The following is a 21,864-nucleotide window of genomic DNA, read 5'->3' as shown; positions in this document are numbered from 1 at the left end:
ATGACGGGAACCGTTAGCTGGACGGCAAGGGTGTCCACCGCGAGGTGGAATCTGAAGGAAGCCGCAGGCAAACTTCCGGCTCGACGAACAGGAATCGCCGTGTACGGAACCGTACGCACGGTGGTGTGGGAGGACGGCGGGGGTAATCCCGCCTCCTACCCGATTGCCACGATTACTAAAACATCGGATGACCCAACCTGCTTCCACTAGGTTGGGTCGTCTTATATCTTGCCCCAAATTGATTATCAGATTATCTGGGATTTATCAGTCACCATAGAGGGGCAATAGATTCGCTCCCGGCCTCAATGAAACCAAGCAAACCATAAAGGTTAGAACCAGTGACTAGCGCACAGAAAAGAGCCTCTCCAGAGAACAAGGAAGGCTCTTTTTTTACATTTCGGCCAACACGTTAGGTGAACCGATTGAGTTACTCCGGAGGGGGGCGATTCAACGCCGCTTTTTTCCCCCGGCCTTGGATGGTTTGCCGGTGGTTTTAAACTCCGCTTCATAGCCGATCATGAATTTTTCGGCGGTCGTGTCATGCAGGCTCAGGAAGTGGGCGTTGTTTTTATCGAAAGGGCATATGGGCGTACTGCAGGGCTCAAAGCCGAAGCGTTTATAGAAACGGGGCTCGCCCAACACAAACAGGGGCTGGCTTTTGATCGCTGCCTGTCTTAACGCAAATTTGAGCAGTTCCGAGCCGACGCCCTGTTTTTGAAATTCGGGGGCGACGGCCATGGGTGCCAGGTGCAATCCGCAAATCTCGTTGCCGTGATAGGCGTGAGAAAAGGCGATGTAGGCGATAACCTTGTTGGTATGGATGCATACCCATTCGTGGATCGGGGTGGCGTTCTTATGGAAAGCCTCAACCAGATCGGCTTCGTATGTGCTACGGGGAAAGGCCCGCCGTAACAGGGCGTAGACCTTGGCGCGGTTTTCTTCCGTCAATTTCCGTATTTTCATAGCCGCTCTCCTTTAACACAGCCGCAGCTGACCGTCTTCCTCGACATCGAATTCTGTATCCTCTCTGGTCGGAGCCGCAGCCCGTTTGGCGGGTTTCGGCTGTACTGGTCGGGGCAGCTCTTCTGTTGCCATCGCCTCGGGTTGCGAAACCTCTGCCGTCTTTTGCAGGCCCTCTTCCACCGCCTGTTTTGCCAGCTTGTCGCACCGTTCATTGAAGGGATGGCCGGCGTGGCCCCGCACCCATTCCCAGCTGACCTCATGCTGCTTGGACAGAGCCAGCAGCTGCTGCCAGAGATCCTGGTTGGCAAGGGCGCCCGGAGTCTCGAGGCGGTCATCACGAATCCATCCGTGCATCCACTGGCTCATGCCTCGCACCAGGTACTGGGAATCGCTGAATACCCGCACCTTCTGCGGTTTATTCAGGGCCTCCAGTCCACGGATCGCCGCCAGCAGTTCCATGCGTTGCGAGGTGGCGGCAGGTTCAAATCCGCTCAACTCCTTTTCGTGTTCCCCATAACGCAGAATCACACCATAGCCTCCGGGGCCAGAGTCCCGCCCCGAACCATCGCTGTAGATTTCAACCACGTTCGGCGGCGGCGGGGTGAAGGCGATCTCCAGAGCCTCGAATTCCAGTTCACGCAACAGGGGAATCAGCTCCGCAAGGTTCGGTTTGCGCCGTTGCAGGTCGGCCAGAGATATCTCCAGGGGGACATCGTCCCGCAGGGTGGCCAGGGTTTTGGAGAGTCGGGCTTGCTCGGCATAGGTTTCCAAATTGCTGCGGCGTTTCTTGCCGTTGACCAGACTGGTCCATTTGAGGACGCCTTCCAGAGAGCCGAACCGTTGTACCAGCTCGGAGGCGGTCTTCTCACCGACCCCGGGCACACCGGGGATATTGTCCGAGGTGTCGCCGGCCAGTCCCAGGACATCGGCTACCAGTTCCGGGGGGACGCCGAAGCGCTCAAACACCTGTTGCGCACCGGAGCGCGTATCCTTCATGGTGTCGAGCAGTTCGATACGGTCGCCGACGATCTGCATCAGATCCTTGTCGCCGGTGACCACCGTGACCTGGAGGCCATCGGCGGCATGGCGGCGGCCCAGGGTGGCAATGACATCATCGGCCTCAAATCCGGGGGCTTCCAGAGCGGGGATGTTGAGGGCTTGCAGGATCTGCCGGATGTAAGGGATCTGCGGTGCCAGTTCGTCGGGCATGGCATCCCGATGGGCCTTGTATTCCGAATAAATTTCCCGGCGGAAGGTCTCCTCCCTGGGGCGATCGAATACCACGGCCAGATAATCGGGACTGTGCTCCTGCAGCAGGTTCAGCAGCATCCTGGTGAAACCGAAGACGGCATTGGTGGGCATGCCGTCAGCGGTGGCGACATCGCGGATGCCGTAGAAGGCCCGGTAGATGTAACTGGAGCCGTCGAGTAAGTACAGTTGCGGCGATGGATTCACATTCTCACCCGATGGGTAGGGGGTTACCTGGTCACGTATTCTGCTCAATCCCTAAGGGATCTACGGATTGTTTTTTTCTCGCGGGCGCGATCGGTGCGCAGGGCTCTATCGCCGACAGAGTTTGGTCACCAGATCTTCTTCGCTTTGGCGCCCCAGGGCATGCATCGCTTCGATGGCGCTGTCTGCGTATTCCTTGGCATCGCCGGTCAGGTAGGCAAAAACAAAGGAGGCCAGTTCGGCCTGCGCAGTGACGTATCGTTCTTCGGGGGTGCGTTTTTTGCCAGCCTGCAGCCACAGGGTTTCGGCGCGCTCCCGATGGACGTTTATGGCTTTGCCAATCAGGGCGAGTCGCTCGTCGCGGTCTTCTTGCTCGCTGGATTTGAAGATGGCTACGAGATCTTCGGGGAAACCTTCCTGGATGAACTCGGCAAGCCGTATAAGATTGTTTTTCACAAGAACCTCGATAGTTTCAGGGGCAGGGCACCAGATTGGCCGTTTGCGAGGTCAGATCAAAAACCACTTTGACCTTCCTTGCTTTCAGTTGTGCGAGCACCTGTTTGACTTTGTCTTCAAGCGTGCAGCCGGCTTCCGCCCAATTTGAGCCATCCCTCGTTACAAACTCCTCGATCATGCGCCGCAGGGTATCCGGGTTGAGCTGTTCGTAGGGGATGTCTATGCCTTGTTCGCCATGATCGGCATTAATTTTCGGAGTACTCGTCATGCTGGATTCCTGTTGCAGGGTAGCATTCTAACATAAGGCCGACGGCTTGTGGCTGCCTCAAAAGGCAGACGAAGCCGTAACAGTGCAGTTGGCTGCACTCTACTCGAATTGTGCCGGGGGATTCAAGTCTTGCCTGACCTTTTTACGGGATTTCCCTGTGGGGAACACCGGGGAGGTTGTATCTGCGTTGGGGACATAAACTAAAGCCCTCCAGAGGTGAGACCAGAGGGCTTTATCCTATCGATTTCATGGGAAGGGTGTGCAAAAGGTTGGTAGATTCCAGACTCCGGATGTTGTGGTTCTCACATATCCCAATTGGTCAGACACATGGAAATCCCTTGTTCCTGCGCTATTTGGGAGTGCACAAATCCGATGGCATCATGCGTATCGTCTTCCTCGCTGAGCGCAGTGGGGATTTGTTTGATCGAATGCACTTCAAATTGATGTTGTTCCGAAAAGTTGATGGCCTTCCGGCATGCCTTTACGGAGTCTTTTGCATCCACCCAGAACTGAGCCAGGGCTTTTTTGACTTTTTGGCAATTGGATTGTTGCCAGTGGGGGGTTACGCACATACTGATATAGTACATATTCACCTCTGAATGATCTGCGTTGGATGAAATGACGTTGTCCATTCAATGGTTTAACCGAAATCTGTGAAATTGCAACCGGGGCAGCGGTGATTTATATAATTTGGATCATACCATCCGTTGCAAGGCGGCATGGTTTGCTAGCGTAGCGCGCACTGCCTCTCAGATGTTGTCGGCAGAAAACAGCCGTCTTAATTATGGCGGTGGAGATTCAAGGACTGGCCAGCGGCGCTAAAGCGGTTAAAATTAAAACCACCAAGCGATTCATGAAAAATCTCATCCCTCTCAAACGATGGCTCGAGGTAAACCATGAACATCCTGATGGTCACCAACACCTTCACCCCGCATGTCGGCGGCGTGGCGCGCAGCGTTCAGAGTTATTGCGATGCCTTCCGCCAAAGGGGCCACCGGGTACTGGTCATTGCGCCGCACTTTGACGGCGTGCCGGCCCACGAACCTGATGTGCTGCGTTTTCCCGCTATCGAGCACTTCCATCACAGCGACTTTTCCGTGCCGTTGCCGGCGCCGGTCGGACTGCATCGCACTCTGGATGAATTCGCCCCCGACATCGTCCATTCCCATCACCCCTTTCTGCTGGGCCATACGGCGCTGCGAACGGCGGCACAGCGGCAACTGCCGATGCTGTTTACCCATCACACCATGTACGAGCGTTATACCCACTACCTGCCCATCGACTCCGAGCGGGTGCGGCGCTTTGCCATTGAACTGGCGGTCGGTTATTGCAATCTGTGCGATGCCGTGGTGGCACCCAGCACCACCCTGGCCGACTGTTTACGGCGCAGGGGGGTGCAGCGCCCTATCGAGGTTATCCCGACCGGCATCGACCCGCAGCCGTATGAGGGGGCGGATGGAGCGGCCTTCCGCGAAAAGATCGGCGTTCCTGCAGAGACTTTTCTGGTCGGCTATCTCGGCCGTTTGTCGCCGGAGAAAAACCTCGGCTTTCTGGCCCGCTCGGTGGCGGCTTTTATGCAGCAGCATTCGCAGGTGAGGTTTTTGATGGTTGGCGAAGGCCCGGCGCGGCAAGAGGTGCAGGACATTTTCCGCGAAAAACAACTGACCGAGCGTCTACATCTGGTTGGATTGCTGGATCGTGCCGTACTGGCCGCTGCATACCGGGCCATGGATACGTTTGTGTTCGCGTCCCAAAGCGAAACCCAGGGCATGGTGCTGGCGGAGGCCATGACGGCCGGCACACCGGTGATCGCCGTGTCGGCTCCGGGGGTGCGCGATATCGTGCGGGACGGATACAATGGTTACCTGCTGGCCAAGGAGGACAGTGAGCTTTTCGTGGCCGCCCTGAACGGCATGTTGGCGTTGTCCCGGGCAGATCGACAACGCCTGCAAGACGGGGCCCTGGATACCGCCCGGGACTTCAGTATGTCCCGCAGCGCGGATCGCATGCTGGCTTTGTATGCGCATCTGATTGTCGGGCACGGCAAAATATCGCCGCATCACAAACGCTGGACGGCAGCCCGCAATCGCATGGAAGAGGAATGGAAAATTCTGCACAATATCACCCACGCGCTGGCGGAGGCGCTGCGTACGGAAACCGGTCTGCAGCCAAGGGAAACCAGCGAATGAGTTCCATGCACTCCGAACCCGGCTCACGGCGGGCCCGCGTACTCGGGGCCATCGGCGCCTGGCTGCTGCGCTTGTGGTGCCTGTCGTGGCGCAAACGGTTTGCCGGTGTGGAATATCTCGATGAGTGCATCGCCGGCGGCCAGCCGACCCTGGTGCTGTTCTGGCACGGCTCCTATGTGCCGCTGTTCGCTCTGCTGCGTGGGCGTCCGGCCTGCATCCTCACCAACAGCTCTTTGCGCGGCCAGGTCATTGCCCAGATCAGCCGACGGTTCGGATATGCCACCCTGGAACTGCCCGATGAGCATGGCCGGCGTTTTCTGGCAGCACTGCGCAAAGCCCGTCATGAGCATGTCGCCTGGGGCACCGCCGCCGACGGACCGTTGGGCCCCGGGGGGCGCATCAAACCGCCGCTGATCACCCTCGCCGCGCATTTCGGGTTTTCCGTGCAACTGGTCGGGGTGGCGGCCCGCCGCGCCTGGCGACTTAACCGCCGCTGGGACCGCATGCTGCTGCCCCTGCCGTTTACCCGGGTCGGGCTGGTGATCGGTGAGCCGATCCAACTGCCGAAGGGGCTGGACAAAGCCATGGCGGCGCGACAGGCGAAAGTCCTGGAGGCATCCATGGCGCGATGTGCGCTGCAGGCGCAGGATCTGCTACGATAGGGAAAGGAAAAAGATAAGCGATCCTTCTTGCGAGGAGGTTTTATGAAACAACCGACAACGGTTAGTGAATACCTCATCCGTCGCTTGGCCGACTACGGTGTGGAACACGTCTTCGGCGTGCCGGGCGATTACGTGCTGCAGTTTTACCAGCAACTCGAAAACAGCCCCCTGAAGGTGGTCAACACCTGCGATGAGCAGGGTGCCGGTTTCGCCGCCGATGCCTATGCCCGGCTGCGCGGTCTCGGCGTAGTCTGCGTCACTTACTGCGTCGGCGGGCTCAAGATCGCCAACACCACCGCCCAGGCTTTTGCCGAGAAATCGCCGCTGGTGGTGATCAGCGGTGCTCCGGGTCTGAACGAGCGTCACCAGAATCCCCTGTTGCACCACAAGGTACGCGATTTCGATACCCAGCTCAACATTTTCCGGCATTTGACCGTGGCCGCCACCGATCTGATCGATGTCGAGAACGCCTGCTGCGAGATCGATCGGGTGCTGGCCGCTGCGGTGCGCCACAAGCGGCCGGTCTATATCGAACTGCCTCGCGACCTGACCGGCACGGTATGCAGCTGCACGCGCAACCCTCTGCCCCCGGCGACAGGGAGCGATCCTGACGCCCTGCGCGAAGCGCTGGCCGAAACGGTGCAGCGCCTCGGGCAGGCCCGGCATCCGGTCCTGGTTGCCGGCATCGAGATTCAACGCTTCGGTCTGCAGAAGCCCTTCATGCAGCTGGTGGAGGCCACCGGTATCCCCTTTGCCACCACCCCCTTGAGCAAATCGACCCTGTCCGAGGACCATCCTCTGTTTGTCGGGGTCTACGAAGGGGCCGTCGGCAAGGAGCAGGTCCGCCAGGTTGTGGAACAGAGCGATTGTCTGGTGATGCTCGGTGCTTTCATGACCGACGTCAACCTGGGGATCTTCACCGCCGACCTCGATCAGGCTCTGACGGTCTCATCTTCCAGCGACGGCAGTTCCATCGCCTTCCATCAGTATTCCAAGGTGTTTCTGGTCGATTTCTTGTCCGGCTTGCTTGCCCAGGATTTGCCCCAAAGGGCCCTGACCGCTGACCAACCATCACCGGCATCGTCGGTATTTGAGGCGCAGGCTAAGCCCATCACCATTGCCCGTCTGTTCGAATACCTGGAAATCTTTATCGACCGCCACATCGTGCTGCTGGCCGATCCCGGTGAAGCGATGTTCGCTGCCGCCGATCTGACCATACGCCACCCGGCCGCCTTTCTCTCTCCGGCTTATTACACCTCCATGGGATTTGCCGTGCCCGGCGCCATCGGCGCCCAATTGGCGCGTCCCGACCTGCGTCCCCTGGTGCTGGTCGGTGACGGCGCTTTCCAGATGACCGGCATGGAAATCTCCACCGCCGCCCGTTTCGGCCTGTCGCCCATCGTCGTGGTGCTCAACAACAACGGTTACGGTACCGAACGCCCCATGACCGATGGCGGCTTCAACGACATTCCGGCCTGGGATTATCATCGCTTGCCGGAGGTGGTCGGCGCCGGACAAGGTTTCGAGGTCTACACCGAACAGGACTTCGATCAGGCCCTCAAGGCTGCCATGGAACGCACCGATGCGCCGAGCATCATCGACGTGCATCTTGATCCCGACGATCATTCGCCGGCCTTGAAACGTCTTACCGATGCCTTGGGAGCCAAGGTCAGAGGGGAGAAGTGAGGGGTAAGGTTAAACGTAGTCACCAACGGAAAGGGGCAGCCTGTTATTCCAGGTTGCCCCTTTTGGCATTGTAAAAGATTGTACAGTATTGTGGTTACAGTCCCTTTTTCTCGAACCAGCGGAACAACGCCAGCGAGCCGATACCCAGCACGATAATGATGATCCAGTGATTGATGCCGGTCACGTCGGCCAGGGTGATTTTGCCCAGATTTCCCCATGTCAGTACGCTTTTTTTCAAGCCGGGATAGGCTTCGGCATAGAGACCGGCACCGACCAGCATCCCCAGGATGCCCCATAAAGCGTCCCAGCGACCTTCCCCCAGTGCTCCGAGGGATGTGCCGGGGCAATATCCGAGCAAGCCCCACCCGATGCCGAATATCAATCCGCCGATGATATTGGCGCCGAGCACCGTGCCTTTGATGCTCAGGGAGATCATATCGAGGTCGTGGAGGAGGTTGATCCCGATCATGCCGACAATGATGGTGGAAAGCATGAATTTGACGATGGTCATATCCTGCAGGCGCAGGGCACCGAGTTGCTTGTCGTAGCGCAGAACGCGTGCCTTTTGCAGCAAAAATCCGAACAGGATGCCGGTAATCAGTCCGGTAACGAGAATTTTCATGAGTTGGCACCTCCCTTGTAAAGTTGTCGCGCAACGAAAAGCCCGCCGGCAAAGAAACATACCAGCGCAATATAACCGCTGACGGACAGCTGCATGGTGCCGCTTAAGCCGTGTCCGCTGGGACAACCGCCGGCCAGTCGGGCGCCGAACATGAGAATAATGCCGCCGATAAACGCCACAACGGCCCGTTTGCCGGTGGTTTGGGCTCCGAAATGTGCGGCCCACATATCCGGTACGGCCTGTAACCGGAAAGAGCCGGAAGTAAAGGCCGCAATCAGGGCACCGACAAAAATCCCGACAACGAACATCCACTGCCATTCGATGACAGGTGCCTTTTGGATAAAGTAATCCATTTTCTCTACCCGCTCAGGAGCAAACAGTTTTTCAATCATTCCGGCGGTTCGCACGAACGAGGTCGAGGCTCCGAAATACTTGCCGGCCACCCACACGGAAAGAACACTGACGATCCCCGTCAGCGATCCCGCAAGGTAGGGGTTCCAACTGCCCTGATCATTCTGTTTCATGAACATTACCTCCTAGAGAAAGGGTACGATGCGTTCTTTTTTCCGAGTTACTTTGGCGTAAAGTGTTCCTTTTTGTCCTTGAGCAACGCATGCCAGCCTTCCACGATATCGGGCCGGGGCGGGGCTTCCCCTGTATAACCGGCCAACTCCGCAATCAGGGCCGGCGGCACCAGTTCACGCTTGCAGACAAAGGCGGCGCGCGCCAGGGATACGGCGTGCAGGATGCCGGGGGACTCGAAACGCTGCTCCATGTACAGGTATTTGTCGTCCCAGGTAACGATGCGGGTGACGATATCGAATTTGTGCAGTGGCGCGATGGGACGGATAAAGGTCATTTCCGTGGCATTGAGGACCGGCAGCCAGCGCCGCTTCAGCAAGGGCCCGATGAGTTTCATGCGCGCCAGATGCTCTACGCGTGCGATATCGAGCAGGCTGAAATAACGTCCGTTGGTCAGATGCAGGTTAAAGTCGCAATCGGTGGGCAATACCCGGAACGGGCGGCGGAAGGATTCCATCAGATCCGCCCTGCGTGGTTTCAGCCACAGGCGCAGGATCATCCACAGCAGGCGAAAGTAGAGATTCATAGTTATAGTTCCAAAACGTGAGGAGGAAAACGACGGAATTGTCGAAAAGTGCAGATCTTAATAAAGATAAACATCCAATTGCGTCCGGGCAAGCATCTTTTGCACACAAACCATGCACTTCAAAGGATAATCCCGATTTTTTTCTTTAGTTGCTTATCGGGTTTACACTATCATGGCATACTCCCTCGGCGCGATTTGGCCTGAAATACGCCTCCAATCCCAGCAGACCGGGTGGTATATCGTACCGGGCCGGCACCTTTAGTCAAACAGCACCTTTTTGCCCTCCTTTCGAAGTGTGGAGTTGAGCATGGCCCGATTCGAAGATCCACAAGACACCATAAAAAGCATTCTCCGGCCGGGAAATGTCTCCGCCGGCGAGGCTTTGCCCACCGACCCCGGACTATTCGACAATATGATCCGTCTGCTGCCGGATCCGATTTTTTTTAAGAACCTGGACGGTAGCTATCAGCGCTGCAATGCCGCCTTTGAGCAGTTGCTCGGCAAAGAACGGGCGGAAATCGTCGATAAAACCGACTACGATCTGTTTTTGCCTTCTATCGCGCATGTCAACCGGCATAACGATATCTGTCTTTTGAACGCAGGTCTCCCTTCCCATCGCTACGAAACCAGTATTGTCAGCCGGAATGGCAGGCGGCGGGAGGTCATCATCCAGATTGCGCTAATAACCATTGAGGGCGGGCCGACGGGTATCTTCGGCATCATCAAGGACATCACCGAGCGTAGACGCGCCGAAACCGCCCTGCGGGAGCGCAAAGACCTGCTGCATCGTATTACCGACAACATGCTTGACCTGGTCAGCGAAGCCGATCAGCATGGCTTTTTTCGTTATCTCTCCCCTTCTCACGGGATGGTTTTGGGCTTTGCGCCGGAAGAGTTGGTCGGTACCTGGCTTTACGATCTCATGCATCCGGACGATCTGGAACGCATGCGGATAACCTTTCGGGATACCTTGCCGGCGCTGAAAATCGTTCGGGCGGAATTTCGCTATCGCCATGCCGACGGGCACTACCTGTGGTTGGAGACCATCGCCAAATGCACCACCGATGAACTGAACCGGGTTAACGGGGCGGTGTTTGCCAGTCGCGATGTCACGGAACGGGTCCGGGCGGAAAAAGCCCTGCGCAACAACGAAGAGCAGTTGCGGCGCATCACAGACCATATGCCCGCTCTGGTCAGTGCTGCCGACCTGGACGGTCTTTTCACCTATCTCAGCCCTTCGCATCGAGGTATCCTGGGCTTCGATTATGAAGCGCTTATCGGTACCTGCCTTTGGGACTGGATGCATCCCGACGATATGGAGCGCATGCGCAAGGCTTTTCAGGTCACCCTCCCCGAAAAGAAAAGGGTGCATGAAGAGTTTCGCTATCGCCATGTCGATGGCCATTACATATGGTTGGAAACCGTGGCCAAATGCACCATGGAAGGTTTGCGTGTCACCGGTTCAATCTTCGCCAGCCGCGACATCACCGAGCGCCGTCGGGCCGAGATCGCCCTGCGGGAAGTCAATCAGACCCTGCAGGCTACCATCCAGGCTTCCCCGCTGGCGATTTTCGTCCTTAACCGGGAGGGATGTATCCAGCTCTGGAACCCGGCTGCGCGCCAAATGTTCGGCTGGACCGAGGAGGAGGTAAAGGGGAAATACTATCGGCTGGCTCCCGACTATCTCGATCTGGAGTTCAGGCAGAACCTGGCGCGCATGAACCGGGGGGAGAAGTTTCACGGCCAGGAAACCAAGCGCCGGTGCAAGGACGGGACCCTGCTCGATATCAGCTTTTCCACCGCCCCGCTTTACGATCAGAAGGGCAGGATTATCGGCACCGTCGGCATTCTGGAGGATATTACCGAGCGCAAACGTACGGAAGTCGCCCTGCGGGAAAGCGAGGAGTTATTCCGGCAGATATTCGAGCAGAATGAAGACCCGGCGTTTCTGTTCGATCCCGATACGCTGGCCATCCTCGATGCCAATGCCGTAGCGGTGCGCCTCTACGGTTACAGCAAAAAGGCGTTGCGTGCCGGAGGGCTTAATCTGATCATGAAACCGGTGGTACTGACATCCTTTGCCCGGAAACTCGTGAAGGAACAGGCCGGTCTCGCGGACGACGCACCCTGGCGGCACGTATCGCCCCTGAATACCATCGCCAGCAGTGGCAAGGAGGTCATGGCTTCGTTCCGCGGTAGGTTACTGCGTTCCAGGGGACAGGTGTATTTTTACGGAACTTTCCGTGATATCACCGAAAAGCTTCGCATTCGCAAGGAGCGCAGCGAAATGCAGGCCAAGCTGATTCAGGCCAACAAGATGACCGCCATCGGCACCCTCGCTTCGGGGATCGCTCACGAAATCAACAATCCGAACAACTATCTGCTCGCCAACGCCCAGTTTCTGGAGGAAGCCTGGCCCGATATCCAGCATACATTGCAGGAACATGCCGATAGCGACCCCGATCTGACCATCGGCGGCTTGCCCGTGCAGGAAGCTCTCAAGGATATTCCGCAGTTGTTGCAGAGTCTTATCGAGGGCTCCCGGCGCATCAAGAATATCGTCACCAGCTTGAAGGATTTTTCCCGGCAGGATGATGAGTCGACCCGGAGGCCCGTCGATATCAACCGGGTGATCAATGCCGCATTGGTGATTCTGGCCAATAAAATCAAGAAGAGCACCGATCTTTTCAACTGCACCCTCTCCGCAGGGCTGCCGCCGATCATGGGACACTCCCAGAAGATCGAACAGGTCATCATCAACCTGCTCATCAACGCCCTGCAGGCGCTGCCGCATCGGCAGGCGGGCGTTTCTCTCACTACTTCCCTCCAGGAATCGCCTCGTAGCGTGGTCATCAAAATTCGCGATCAGGGCACCGGTATACCCGAGGAAATTCGCGGCCGCATTCTCGATCCGTTTTTCACCACCAAGCATAAGACCGGCGGTACTGGCCTCGGCCTGTCGATCTGCTATGCCATCATCAACGATCACAAAGGTAGCATCGATTTCGCTTCCGAAGCCGGAGCGGGGACCACGGTTACCGTTGTCCTGCCGGTTCTCTGAAACGGTTTTGTCATCCGCGTCGCAGAGTAGTTATAAAAATGCCGGGTGGGGACTAGGAGGTATCCCCACCCGGCGACAGGGGCTCTCGCAGAAATCAACCCCGTTTTCTACCATTCAAAGTTTGTTGTCCGATTTCCTCTCTGGATCAAAAATTCCAGAAGGCGTCGATCTCTTCGGGAGTGAAATCCCACACCACGTTGTGGGGCGGCAGGGGATCATACTCGAAAAACTCGGGTAGGCGGTCAGCCGCATTGCTGAAGCCGGCAGCCAGATTGAAGGCATGTTCCAGTTTCAAAATCTCTTTGCCCATTTCGATAAAACTTCCAGGATCGATGTCGACTCCGAAACGAGCTCCGATCATGTCGGTCAGGGCGGGAAAAACCTCGGGAAGATCAAGCCCAGGAAAGGCTACGAAGATGCACATGCCGGTGCTGTCCACTGCCGTTGTGGCGATCTGCAGGTTGCGGGATAACTCCACCTGGCCTTCTTTGCTCAGGGGATCGACGAAGCCGCCGCATTTCAGAACATTGGTGGCCACGGCGTAACCGGCGGTATGGTCGGCTCCCATTGGGGAGGTTGCGTAGGTGATGCCGATTCCCTTGACCGCGCGAGGGTCGTAAGCCGGGATACTCTGATTCTTGACTACTGCTACCCGCGTCAGGCCGTAAGCGTCGCCTACCGACCCTGCCCCGTTACCGATGATGTGCCCCAGGGCGGTGCCCCGACCGACTTCCTCCCTTAGCAGGCGGATGGCTCCTTTTCCATCACCCCAGGGAATGACGCCCGCCTCCATGACCACGCCCATAGTTACGACACCTTCGATGGAATCGATGCCGATGTCATCCATGATGCTGTCGCATTCGGCGATCTGGTCCATGTCGTCGATCAGGCAGTGGGCGCCCAGTCCCCAGATGGTTTCGTACTCAAACCCCGAGGTCAGATAGTTGCCCTCCGCATCGTTGTACACTTGCGAACACTGGATGATGCAGCCCGCGTGGCAGCCATGCTTGGGATGACCGTTACGGGAGACGATGATGTCGTGCATGGTTTCGCCGGAGATGTTGTCGTGTCTGTCGTATTGCCCGTAGCGAAAATTCTTGGTCGGTAGGCCGCCGGCTTCGTTAAGGACGTTGACCAGAATGTTGGTGCCGTAAGTCGGCAGCCCCTGGCCTGTTATCGGATGATCGAGTATCGCTTTGGCAAAAGCACGCGCTCCCTTTTTGAATTTATCGCTATCGACGATAGGTACTTTCCCTGCTCCCTGGCTGTCAACGGTGATGCATTTGATGCGTTTGGCGCCCATGACCGCGCCCATGCCTCCGCGACCATGACTGCGGATCTTATGATCCGGATCCTTGACCGAAATGTTGGCGGCGCGCATCCGTTTTTCGCCCGGTACGCCGATGGACATCACCCCAATCTTGTCGCCGTAACGCTTTTCCATGGCTTCGATGACGGCAAAATTCTGCCATCCCACCGTTTCCGTCTCTTCTTCGATGGTTACTCCCTCCATGGTGATGTGCAGGTGATACCATTTGTCTTCCTGGGGATGACCTTCGATGATCAGCGCCTTGATGCCCATCCGGGCAAATTGTTGGGCGGTGGTGCCGCCCGAATTCGATTCCTTGATGCCTCCGGTAAGGGGGCTTTTGCTCCCCAGGGACATGCGGCCCGAGTTGGCTGCCGGCGTGCCGGAAAGCATACCGGGCGCAAACACCAGTTTGTTGTTGGGTCCCAGCGGATGGCAGGTTGGCGGGATTTCGGCGGCAACTACCGTACTGGTCAGAGCGCGACCACCCAAAGTTACCCACTCGGCCGGAACGGTCTCGGTGACGACTTTCAGGTCCGTCATATTCACCCGAATAATTTTGTCCATATTCCTCTTCCCCCTTTGTGCTGTGAGATTCCCGGGAGTGATGGCCGTTTCGGCCAGTCGTCTGTCCCGGCTGCGGAATGCCATTTGAGCAGGGTCTGTGCCAGCCTTTGGGGAGGGGGAAAAGTCTCATGATTCCAGTGCCTTGTATATATTGCGGTGCGGTATTGACCGAGGAAAGGGCTGCAACACTTCTGTTGTGCCCGAATCTGGGCGCACCAGGTCAAAAGCCCCATTCTGTGGCGGCTGCCGTTCTATGAGAACCAGTGAGGTCCATATACGCCTTGTTGCACGTAACTCTCTGAAACTCGGAGGTTTGTATGGCGGGATGAAAGCTCTGGTTTTTGAAGTGGGGAAAAGCAACGTCTGTTGCATCCGGAGTTGGTAAAGAGGGTTTGGTATAGCTTAAAAATCAACACCGGCGGGTCGCGTCCCGCCAGACGCCTTACTTTTTGTCCAGGCGGCAACAAAAAGTAAGCAAAAAGTGCCTCGCCCTCCGGGTAGGCATGTCTGGTGCGAAGGGCTTGGGAAAGTAATAATTGCAGAGATTAATTGGTAATGCTGGTGTTTTCCTTGTAACTCTACCTCATTCGATGTCTGGTTGCATAAAACGTTGAGCCTCGTTCCCTTTCGAAACGGGCGAAGACATTGCTGTTGGGTAAAATCTCAAACCCCGGAGATAGTTAGCCCTGATCTGGTCGCACCGGTGTTTGCAACAGCTTTGCAAATGGGGCAACCGAGTCAGACCGTTTCATCTTATTGCCTCCCGCCCCTGCAAGGTTTGTTGCTTTCGCAACGCTTCTTTATCCAACCCTGCAGCCTCACTCCCACTAACTTCCGGTTTGAATTGTCCCCTCCCTGGTGTCCTCACCTCATTGCACCCCCCGAAGCAGAGAAAAAGATCCCGTAAACGATATAATTAATTGAAAATACAGTTAGTTATGTAGAGCGTATACGGATGGCATATGGCTTGCTCCTGAAGCGTTTCCACTTTCCGGAAAATCCGGATGAACAGGTTGCCGGGACGGGTGACCATTTCAAATCAGCTGCAAAGGATGGAACCATGTCAACACAAACCAATTATCGGATTCTCGCCATCAATCCAGGATCCACATCGACCAAGGTCGCCCTGTTCGAGAACGACACCCTGCTGTTGCAGGAGACCCTGCGTTACGACACGCACGAGCTGGCTGACTTCGCCCACGTACCTGAGCAGTATGCCTTTCGGCGCGACACGCTGCTGCAGTGGCTTGAAAAACACGGCATCGGTGTCACAAGCCTCGATGCCGTGGTCGGCCGGGGCGGGCTTTTCGGGCCTCTCGAAAGCGGTACTTACGCCGTCAACCAGGCCATGCTGGTGGAAATGCGGGCCGTTGGTCCCCGGGAACATGCCTCCAACCTGGGGGTGCTGATGGCCGAAGAGATCGCCGGTCTCGCCGGCGTGTCCGCCTTTACCGTCGACCCGGTGACCGTCGATGAACTGGACGATCTGGCCCGTTTTTCCGGTCTTGCGGGTATCGAACGGCACAGCATCGCCCATGCCCTGAACATCAAGGCGGTGGCGCGTCGGGCCGCTGCCGATCATGGTGCCCGCTACGAAGATCTCAATCTGGTCATCGCCCATCTCGGCGGGGGCGTCTCCGTCACCGCCCATCGGCAAGGTCGCATGGTGGACGTCAGCGGAGCGCTCGATGCAGGACCATTTTCCCCGGAGCGCAGCGGTACCTTGCCGCTGCTCGATGTGATCGAACTCTGTTTCGAAGGCGGCTGCAGCAAAAAGGAGATCAGAAAAAAGCTGATCGGGCAGGGGGGGCTGGTTTCCTATCTGGGGACCAATTCGGCCATCGAGGTCGGCCGGCGCATTGCCGCCGGGGACGAAAAGGCTCTGCAGGTGGCACGGGCCATGGCCTATCAGATCGCCAAGGAAATCGGCGCCATGGCGACGGTGCTGGAGGGCGAGGTGGATGCCATCGTCCTTACCGGCGGGGTGGCGCACTGGAGCGAACTGGTCGAATGGATAAATACCAGGATCGGTTTCATCGCTCCGGTGTGGACCTATCCGGGGGAAGACGAGATGCTCGCCCTTGCCTTGGGCGCACTGCGTGTGCTTTGCGGGGAAGAAACCGCCCGGGAGTATGCCCCGCGTTGATGACGATAAGATGGCATCTTACCGACCGAAACGCGTAGTACCTGTCAAGAAAGGCCCACGAGGTGAGTATCCGCTTTTTTTTCGATTCACAGACCAAGGCCATCATTGTCCTGGAGGGCCTGGCCGGACGTCCGGTACGGGAAATATGTCGGGAATACAAGATCGGGGAAGAACAATATCGATGCTGGAGGAAAGTTTTTCTGCAACATTCACCCCGGGTATTCGACTGGGATTTTGAAGATCGCTGTATTGAAGGCGGGAGGCAATCCAAGAGATAACCCGCCGCATCGGTTTCCACCATTAAGGCGGAGACTTTTCATGCAGATCAAACACACAGGAGGAGAATCAACATGCCAAAAACAATCGACCAGATGGTCCGGGCTGCCCAGATAGCCCTGAAGACCTTCAGCACTTTCAATCAGGAGCAGGTGGACAAGGTTACAGAAGCCATGTGCCAGGCGGGGGTGGATGCCTCCACCAGATTGGCGGAAATGGCCGTAGAGGAAACCGGTCTCGGCAAGCTGGAGGACAAGATTGTCAAGAATCACTTCGGCAGTCAGGTCGTCTACGACAACATGAAAGGCAAAAAATCCGTCGGCATTCTGGAGGATGAAGACGGCATCCTGCAGATTGCCGAGCCATTCGGCATCATCGCCGGGGTCACTCCCACCACCAATCCGACGGCAACTACCATGTTCAAATGCCTCTCCGCCATCAAGGGCCGCAACGTCATCATCCTGGCGTTCCACCCCCGGGCCCAGCAGTGCAGTACCGAAGCAGCCCGGGTATTGCTTGAGGCGGCGGTGGCGGCCGGTGCACCGGCCGACTGCATCCAATGGATCGAGGAGCCGTCCATCGAAGCGACCAATGCCCTGATGACCCATCCGGACATCCATATGGTTATTGCCACCGGCGGGGGGGCGATGGTCAAGGCAGCCTATAGCTCCGGACATCCGGCCCTCGGTGTCGGTCCCGGCAACGTACCCGTGTATATCGAAAAGACCGCCAATCTGAACATGGCGGTCGGCGATGTCATCGCTTCGAAAACCTTCGACTACGGCACCTTGTGTCTTACCGAACAATCGGTGATTTTCGACGATTCCGAGGTCGCTTCCCGCGCTTTGGCACTGTTCAAAGAAAAGGGGGCGTATCTCTGTTCCATGGAGGAAAAAGCCCAACTGGAAGAGATCATGTTCGACAAGCAGCGTGGGGTTGTCGCCGCCCAGGTGGTCGGACAGTCGCCGCAGACCATCGCCCAATTGGCCGGGTTCAGTGTGCCCGACGCGGTGAACCTGCTGCTGGTACCGTTGTCCGCTATCGGTTCGGAGGACTGGATGAGCCATGAAAAGCTTTCCCCGGTGCTCGGCTGGTATACCGCCGACGGCAAGGATGAAGCCATCGATGCCGCGGTCAGGCAACTTGAATTCGGCGGCGCCGGACATACGGCGGTGGTCTTTTCCGGCAACGAAGAGGTTCTTAACGAATATGCCGTCAAGGTGCCAGCCGGCCGGGTGATTTTCAACCAACCTTCCATGCACGGAGTGGTTGGCCTTTACAGCGCCATGACCCCGTCTTTTACCCTCGGTTGCGGTGCCCGCGGCGGCAACATCACCGCCGAAAATATCACCTTCAAAAACCTGCTCAATATCAAGCGGGCCGCCAGGCGGTTGGAACCGGAGCCTGCGGAAAACTAGAACCGGTATCCAGGTGATCGATGATTGCAAGCCCCCGGTTCTCAAGGCATGAGCCGGGGGCTTTTACACATCTGTTTCAGATTACAGAAGGAGAGACTCTCATGTTCCTTGCCGAGCAATATCGCAGCAGACCCACAACGGGCAGAGCCCTGACCTCCATCACGCATCCCAATTTTCGCGAAGAGTTGATAGCTGCCGTTGGCAAAATGGGTTATAGGGCGTAGTCGCAATCGTTGTTGACGGGATGCAATATTTGTTGACGGTGCCAGGTTTGTTGCACCCCCAGGACGACTGGAACCATCCAGGGGCTGGTGGGCAGATGCCTGTTATTACTGATGTTTTCATGGTCGTGTGGTAGTGGCACGGGTGCTGCTATGTATTGGATAGCGGAGCGGCACCGTCAGGATACATCGTTTTTTGAACAGGAGAAATTCAGACGGGTTCCGGAATTTACCGGCAGGTAATGGTTATCGAACCGGATTTTAGCGAGGACATAAAATGGACGTTATATCTCAGATCAAGCAAAAGGCCCGTGGTTGCATGCAAACCATCGTGTTGCCGGAAAGTTATGATGACCGCATGTTGCTGGCGGCCGACCAGGCCACCCGGGAAGGACTGGCTCGCATTGTGCTGCTGGGAGATCCCGAATCCGTGGCGTCCAGGGCCGCGAGTGTCGGTGCCGACCTGAACGGGGTGGAACTGGTGGCGCCTGCCGCCAGTTCCTGTTTGCGGGACTATGTCGAGCAACTGGTGGAACTGCGCCGGCACAAGGGACTGACGGAGGATGCCGCCTGCAAGCAATTGCTGGCCCTGGATAATCTGTTTTTCGCGGCCATGATGGTGCGCAAAGGCGATGCCGACGGTGCGGTGGCAGGGGCCTTCAACAGTACCGGCGATGTGTTGCGTGCGGCATTGCAGGTGGTCGGTACCGCCGAAGGTATCCGAACCGTATCGTCGGTGATGCTGATGGTGACAACGAATCCCGATCTCGGTGTAAACGGTACCCTGCTGTTTGCCGACTGTGTGGTCAACCCCAGGCCCGATGCACGGGCGCTGGCGGAAATCGCCGTGACCACCGCTCGCAGTTGTCGGAGCCTGCTCGGTGTGGAGGCGCGGGTGGCAATGCTGTCGTTTTCCACCCAGGGTAGTGCCGATCACGAGGAGGTGGACAAGGTGCGCCAGGCCGTGGAAATCGCCCGCAGCCTGGCGCCGGATGAACTCATTGACGGTGAAATGCAACTCGATGCCGCCATCGCTCCGAGTGTCGCCGGCAAGAAGGCCCCGGATTCCCTCGTGGCCGGTCACGCCAATACCCTGGTTTTTCCGGACCTCAATGCCGGCAACATCGGTTACAAGCTGACCGAACGCATCGCCGGGGCGCGGGCGGCCGGACTGATGGTGCAGGGACTGGCCAGGCCGGTCAACGACATGTCCCGCGGCTGTACCGTGGAGGACATTGTCAGCACCGTGGCCATGACTGCCGTGCAGGCTTGCGGATAAAAGCCCGCCGGGACACGCATCTGGCCAAAACAGCCAAAGGCGGGTAAAATGCTTCTGTTCCCTGGGAACCGTCCCGGAGAAACGTAGCCGGCGGACAGGTTTTCCTGTCCGCCGGACCCATCCTGAAGGAGGTTGGAAACCATGGCGCCTGTTTGTGACAACCTGCCGGTTCTGCTGGTCGACGATGAGCCCAACATTCTTTTCAGTTCCCGCACCATTTTGCGCAGTGCCGGTATCCGCGATGTCGAAACCTGCGACGACAGTCGCCTGGTCATGTCGCTATTGGGCAGCCGCAACTTCGGCGTCATTATTCTCGACCTGTTCATGCCGCACATCTCGGGTCAGGAACTGCTCTTCGACATCTGTCGCAAGTATCCCCATATCCCGGTTCTTATCATGACCGCCAGCGATGAGCTGGAGCTGGCGGTGCAATGCATGAAAGCGGGCGCTCACGATTACCTGGTCAAACCGGTCGATAAAACCCGCTTCGTTACCAGTGTTCAGCGCACCCTGGAATTATGCAGTCTGCGTAACGAGGTGCACCTGCTTAAGGAGCAGTTGCTTTCCGACCAGCTCGAACACCCCGAAGTGTTTTCTCCGATTATTACCGGCAGCAAGAAGATGACCAGTATCTTTCGTTACATGGAGGTCATCTCCTGCTCCCGCCAGCCGATTCTCATTACCGGCGAAACCGGTACCGGCAAGGAACTGTTTGCCACCGCCATTCACCAACTCAGCGGCCTGTCCGGCAAACTGGTGTGCGTTAACGTCGCAGGACTGGACGACAATCTGTTCTCCGATACCCTGTTCGGCCACGAACGCGGTGCTTTTACCGGTGCCGAGCGTGCGCGGGCCGGGTTGATTTCCCAGGCCGCCGGCGGGACATTGTTCCTGGACGAAATCGGCGATCTCAGGGAAGCTTCCCAGGTCAAGCTGCTGCGCCTGCTGCAGGAGGGGGAATACTACCCCATCGGTTCCGACGTGCCGCGCAAGAGCGATACCCGAGTGGTGGTTGCCACCAACAAGAACCTGCAGCAGATGATGGGCAAGGAGCTGTTTCGCAGCGATCTGTATTACCGTCTCTGCGCTCACCATGTGCATATTCCGCCGTTGCGCGAACGGACAGAGGACATTCCCTTTCTGCTCGACTATTTCATCACCAGGGCGGCCAGGGAATTCAAAAAAAAGGCCCCGGCGCCCAATCCGGAACTGTCGCGCCTTCTCGGCAGCTATGCCTTTCCCGGCAACGTGCGGGAACTGCAGGCCATGGTCTACGATGCCGTGGCCCGGCATCAGTCCGGTGTGCTCTCCATGGACAGCTTCAAAAGCATCATCTGCCGCGAGCAGGCGGAACAGGCTCCTCCCTCGGACCAGGACCGGCCCGATGCCGAAGGGCTGCGCAACCTCTTCGGCCGATTCCCCACCCTCAAGGAAATGAACAATGTACTGGTTACGGCCGCTATGGATCTGGCCAAGGGCAACCAGGGCGTTGCTTCCACCCTGCTGGGCATCTCCCGTCAGGCTCTCAATCAGCGCCTCAAGCGGCAGGCTCCGGCCGGCGACAGCTGAGCCCAGGCCAGGGTTTTGGCTTTGCGGGGGAGGACACAACAAGGCTTTCACCACGAAGTTTACGAACAGCACAAAGAAAATCCTATAGGTCGTTCAATCTCTTGCAAACGGGAGCATGGTTGTTTGTCCACCCCATGCGCCCCCTTCCCCTTTATCTGCACGTCTCCTTTTTATCTACCCTTGTTGTAGCGTTTTTATGGTGGTTTCCACCGGTTTAATGGGAATGCTTCCGGATATTGGACAGCCTGTTTCCCGAAGGGGTCGATATTTCAATCTATCTTGCATATCCATCAATAATTCTTGCACCCCTGTCCCCATCCCCTTGTTCATCCAGCTTTCTTCTTGGCCATCTGCTTCATTCACTGTTTGATTTTTACAAACACCGTTTTATGTGCGCAGGAGATGTTGCAACCCCTGGGCTCTTCAGACATTCCATGATCCTTTGTAACATATTGAAATAACTGTTAAATAACTGTTTACGGGTTTTGGTATGTTCTCTGCTTTTATCCGGGGTGGTTTCACGCTGTTTAACAGGAGGAGGATCCCATTGAGGTCCGCTGTTATGTGCATGTTGGAATCACCCGCATGCTTTTTAATGCCTGAATTCGATGG

17 protein-coding genes are annotated in these 21,864 nt (G+C 57.1%); 8 read left to right on the top strand and 9 right to left on the bottom strand.

From position 1 onward, the window contains the following. Positions 1-447: 447 nt before the first annotated feature. From PCAR_RS15525 to PCAR_RS15505, 5 genes are all read right to left on the bottom strand, one after another. Positions 448-963, bottom strand: coding sequence for a GNAT family N-acetyltransferase (locus PCAR_RS15525; protein ID WP_011342650.1), 516 nt, complete (start codon positions 961-963; stop codon positions 448-450). Between the two features lie 12 nt (positions 964-975). Continuing rightward, complete coding sequence (gene rnhA, locus PCAR_RS15520; protein ID WP_011342649.1) at positions 976-2,418, bottom strand: ribonuclease HI; 1,443 nt, start codon at positions 2,416-2,418, stop codon at positions 976-978. A gap of 105 nt (positions 2,419-2,523) precedes the next feature. Then, complete coding sequence (locus tag PCAR_RS15515) at positions 2,524-2,871, bottom strand: hypothetical protein (protein WP_011342648.1); 348 nt, start codon at positions 2,869-2,871, stop codon at positions 2,524-2,526. 16 nt (positions 2,872-2,887) lie between these two features. Next, on the bottom strand, positions 2,888-3,139 hold the full coding sequence (locus tag PCAR_RS15510; protein WP_011342647.1) for a YheU family protein: 252 nt from the start codon (positions 3,137-3,139) through the stop codon (positions 2,888-2,890). Positions 3,140-3,441: 302 nt separating this feature from the next. Continuing rightward, positions 3,442-3,771, bottom strand: coding sequence for a hypothetical protein (locus PCAR_RS15505; RefSeq protein ID WP_148204365.1), 330 nt, complete (start codon positions 3,769-3,771; stop codon positions 3,442-3,444). A 264-nt stretch (positions 3,772-4,035) separates the two neighbouring features. Between PCAR_RS15505 and PCAR_RS15500 the strand changes: the two genes are divergently transcribed. The 3 genes from PCAR_RS15500 to PCAR_RS15490 are packed head-to-tail and all read left to right on the top strand — an operon-like array spanning position 4,036 to position 7,676. Further along, positions 4,036-5,328 (top strand): glycosyltransferase, encoded by a 1,293-nt coding sequence (locus PCAR_RS15500; RefSeq protein WP_011342645.1) that lies wholly within the window; start codon positions 4,036-4,038, stop codon positions 5,326-5,328. Then, positions 5,325-5,990: a lysophospholipid acyltransferase family protein gene (locus tag PCAR_RS15495; RefSeq protein WP_011342644.1), complete on the top strand. Its 666-nt coding sequence runs from the start codon at positions 5,325-5,327 to the stop codon at positions 5,988-5,990. Before PCAR_RS15500 ends, PCAR_RS15495 begins: the two co-directional genes overlap by 4 nt. A 42-nt stretch (positions 5,991-6,032) precedes the next feature. Then, entirely contained in the window at positions 6,033-7,676 is a 1,644-nt protein-coding gene (locus PCAR_RS15490) for an alpha-keto acid decarboxylase family protein (RefSeq protein ID WP_011342643.1), read from the top strand. A gap of 94 nt (positions 7,677-7,770) precedes the next feature. Here the strand turns inward: PCAR_RS15490 and PCAR_RS15485 are convergent, their stop codons facing one another. The 3 genes from PCAR_RS15485 to PCAR_RS15475 are packed head-to-tail and all read right to left on the bottom strand — an operon-like array spanning position 7,771 to position 9,406. After that, on the bottom strand, positions 7,771-8,298 hold the full coding sequence (locus PCAR_RS15485) for a DUF6691 family protein (protein WP_011342642.1): 528 nt from the start codon (positions 8,296-8,298) through the stop codon (positions 7,771-7,773). After that, complete coding sequence (locus PCAR_RS15480) at positions 8,295-8,822, bottom strand: YeeE/YedE thiosulfate transporter family protein (protein WP_011342641.1); 528 nt, start codon at positions 8,820-8,822, stop codon at positions 8,295-8,297. Before PCAR_RS15480 ends, PCAR_RS15485 begins: the two co-directional genes overlap by 4 nt. 47 nt (positions 8,823-8,869) lie before the next feature. Then, positions 8,870-9,406, bottom strand: a complete 537-nt coding sequence (locus PCAR_RS15475) for an acyl-CoA thioesterase (protein ID WP_011342640.1) — start codon at positions 9,404-9,406, stop codon at positions 8,870-8,872. A 307-nt stretch (positions 9,407-9,713) separates the two neighbouring features. Here PCAR_RS15475 and PCAR_RS18135 point away from each other — a divergent pair, with 307 nt between their 5' ends. Continuing rightward, positions 9,714-12,467 carry a PAS domain-containing sensor histidine kinase gene (locus PCAR_RS18135; RefSeq protein WP_011342639.1) on the top strand — a complete coding sequence of 918 codons (2,754 nt, stop codon included), beginning with the start codon at positions 9,714-9,716 and terminating at the stop codon, positions 12,465-12,467. Between the two features lie 145 nt (positions 12,468-12,612). Here the strand turns inward: PCAR_RS18135 and PCAR_RS15465 are convergent, their stop codons facing one another. Beyond that, a complete protein-coding gene (locus tag PCAR_RS15465) occupies positions 12,613-14,343 on the bottom strand; it encodes an aldehyde ferredoxin oxidoreductase C-terminal domain-containing protein (protein ID WP_011342638.1) in 1,731 nt (576 codons plus the stop codon). 1,060 nt (positions 14,344-15,403) lie between these two features. On the opposite strand from PCAR_RS15465, the gene buk reads away from it, so the two are divergent. From buk to PCAR_RS15440, 4 genes are all read left to right on the top strand, one after another. Then, entirely contained in the window at positions 15,404-16,489 is a 1,086-nt protein-coding gene (gene buk, locus PCAR_RS15460) for a butyrate kinase (protein ID WP_011342636.1), read from the top strand. Positions 16,490-16,839: 350 nt separating this feature from the next. Then, positions 16,840-18,183, top strand: coding sequence for an aldehyde dehydrogenase family protein (locus PCAR_RS15450; RefSeq protein ID WP_011342634.1), 1,344 nt, complete (start codon positions 16,840-16,842; stop codon positions 18,181-18,183). Positions 18,184-18,681: 498 nt separating this feature from the next. Then, positions 18,682-19,683, top strand: a complete 1,002-nt coding sequence (gene pta / locus PCAR_RS15445) for a phosphate acetyltransferase (protein ID WP_011342633.1) — start codon at positions 18,682-18,684, stop codon at positions 19,681-19,683. Positions 19,684-19,824: 141 nt separating this feature from the next. Beyond that, entirely contained in the window at positions 19,825-21,252 is a 1,428-nt protein-coding gene (locus PCAR_RS15440) for a sigma-54-dependent transcriptional regulator (RefSeq protein ID WP_011342632.1), read from the top strand. Positions 21,253-21,864 lie beyond the last annotated feature (612 nt).

Origin of the sequence: Syntrophotalea carbinolica DSM 2380 (assembly GCF_000012885.1) — a bacterium.
Classification (GTDB): domain Bacteria; phylum Desulfobacterota; class Desulfuromonadia; order Desulfuromonadales; family Syntrophotaleaceae; genus Syntrophotalea; species Syntrophotalea carbinolica.
The sequence above is the reverse complement of the archived record's forward strand: the minus strand, read 5'-3'. Positions and strand labels throughout refer to the sequence as shown.

Excerpts from the sequence above, each read along its gene's own strand:
- PCAR_RS15525 (WP_011342650.1), bottom strand. The coding sequence starts at position 963 with ATGAAAATACGGAAATTGACGGAAGAAAACCGCGCCAAGGTCTACGCC.
- PCAR_RS15510 (WP_011342647.1), bottom strand. The coding sequence starts at position 3,139 with ATGACGAGTACTCCGAAAATTAATGCCGATCATGGCGAACAAGGCATA.
- PCAR_RS15505 (WP_148204365.1), bottom strand. The coding sequence starts at position 3,771 with ATGGACAACGTCATTTCATCCAACGCAGATCATTCAGAGGTGAATATG.
- PCAR_RS15500 (WP_011342645.1), top strand. The coding sequence starts at position 4,036 with ATGAACATCCTGATGGTCACCAACACCTTCACCCCGCATGTCGGCGGC.
- PCAR_RS15495 (WP_011342644.1), top strand. The coding sequence starts at position 5,325 with ATGAGTTCCATGCACTCCGAACCCGGCTCACGGCGGGCCCGCGTACTC.
- PCAR_RS15490 (WP_011342643.1), top strand. The coding sequence starts at position 6,033 with ATGAAACAACCGACAACGGTTAGTGAATACCTCATCCGTCGCTTGGCC.
- PCAR_RS15485 (WP_011342642.1), bottom strand. The coding sequence starts at position 8,298 with ATGAAAATTCTCGTTACCGGACTGATTACCGGCATCCTGTTCGGATTT.
- PCAR_RS15480 (WP_011342641.1), bottom strand. The coding sequence starts at position 8,822 with ATGAAACAGAATGATCAGGGCAGTTGGAACCCCTACCTTGCGGGATCG.
- PCAR_RS15475 (WP_011342640.1), bottom strand. The coding sequence starts at position 9,406 with ATGAATCTCTACTTTCGCCTGCTGTGGATGATCCTGCGCCTGTGGCTG.
- PCAR_RS18135 (WP_011342639.1), top strand. The coding sequence starts at position 9,714 with ATGGCCCGATTCGAAGATCCACAAGACACCATAAAAAGCATTCTCCGG.
- PCAR_RS15465 (WP_011342638.1), bottom strand. The coding sequence starts at position 14,343 with ATGGACAAAATTATTCGGGTGAATATGACGGACCTGAAAGTCGTCACC.
- buk (WP_011342636.1), top strand. The coding sequence starts at position 15,404 with ATGTCAACACAAACCAATTATCGGATTCTCGCCATCAATCCAGGATCC.
- PCAR_RS15450 (WP_011342634.1), top strand. The coding sequence starts at position 16,840 with ATGCCAAAAACAATCGACCAGATGGTCCGGGCTGCCCAGATAGCCCTG.
- pta (WP_011342633.1), top strand. The coding sequence starts at position 18,682 with ATGGACGTTATATCTCAGATCAAGCAAAAGGCCCGTGGTTGCATGCAA.
- PCAR_RS15440 (WP_011342632.1), top strand. The coding sequence starts at position 19,825 with ATGGCGCCTGTTTGTGACAACCTGCCGGTTCTGCTGGTCGACGATGAG.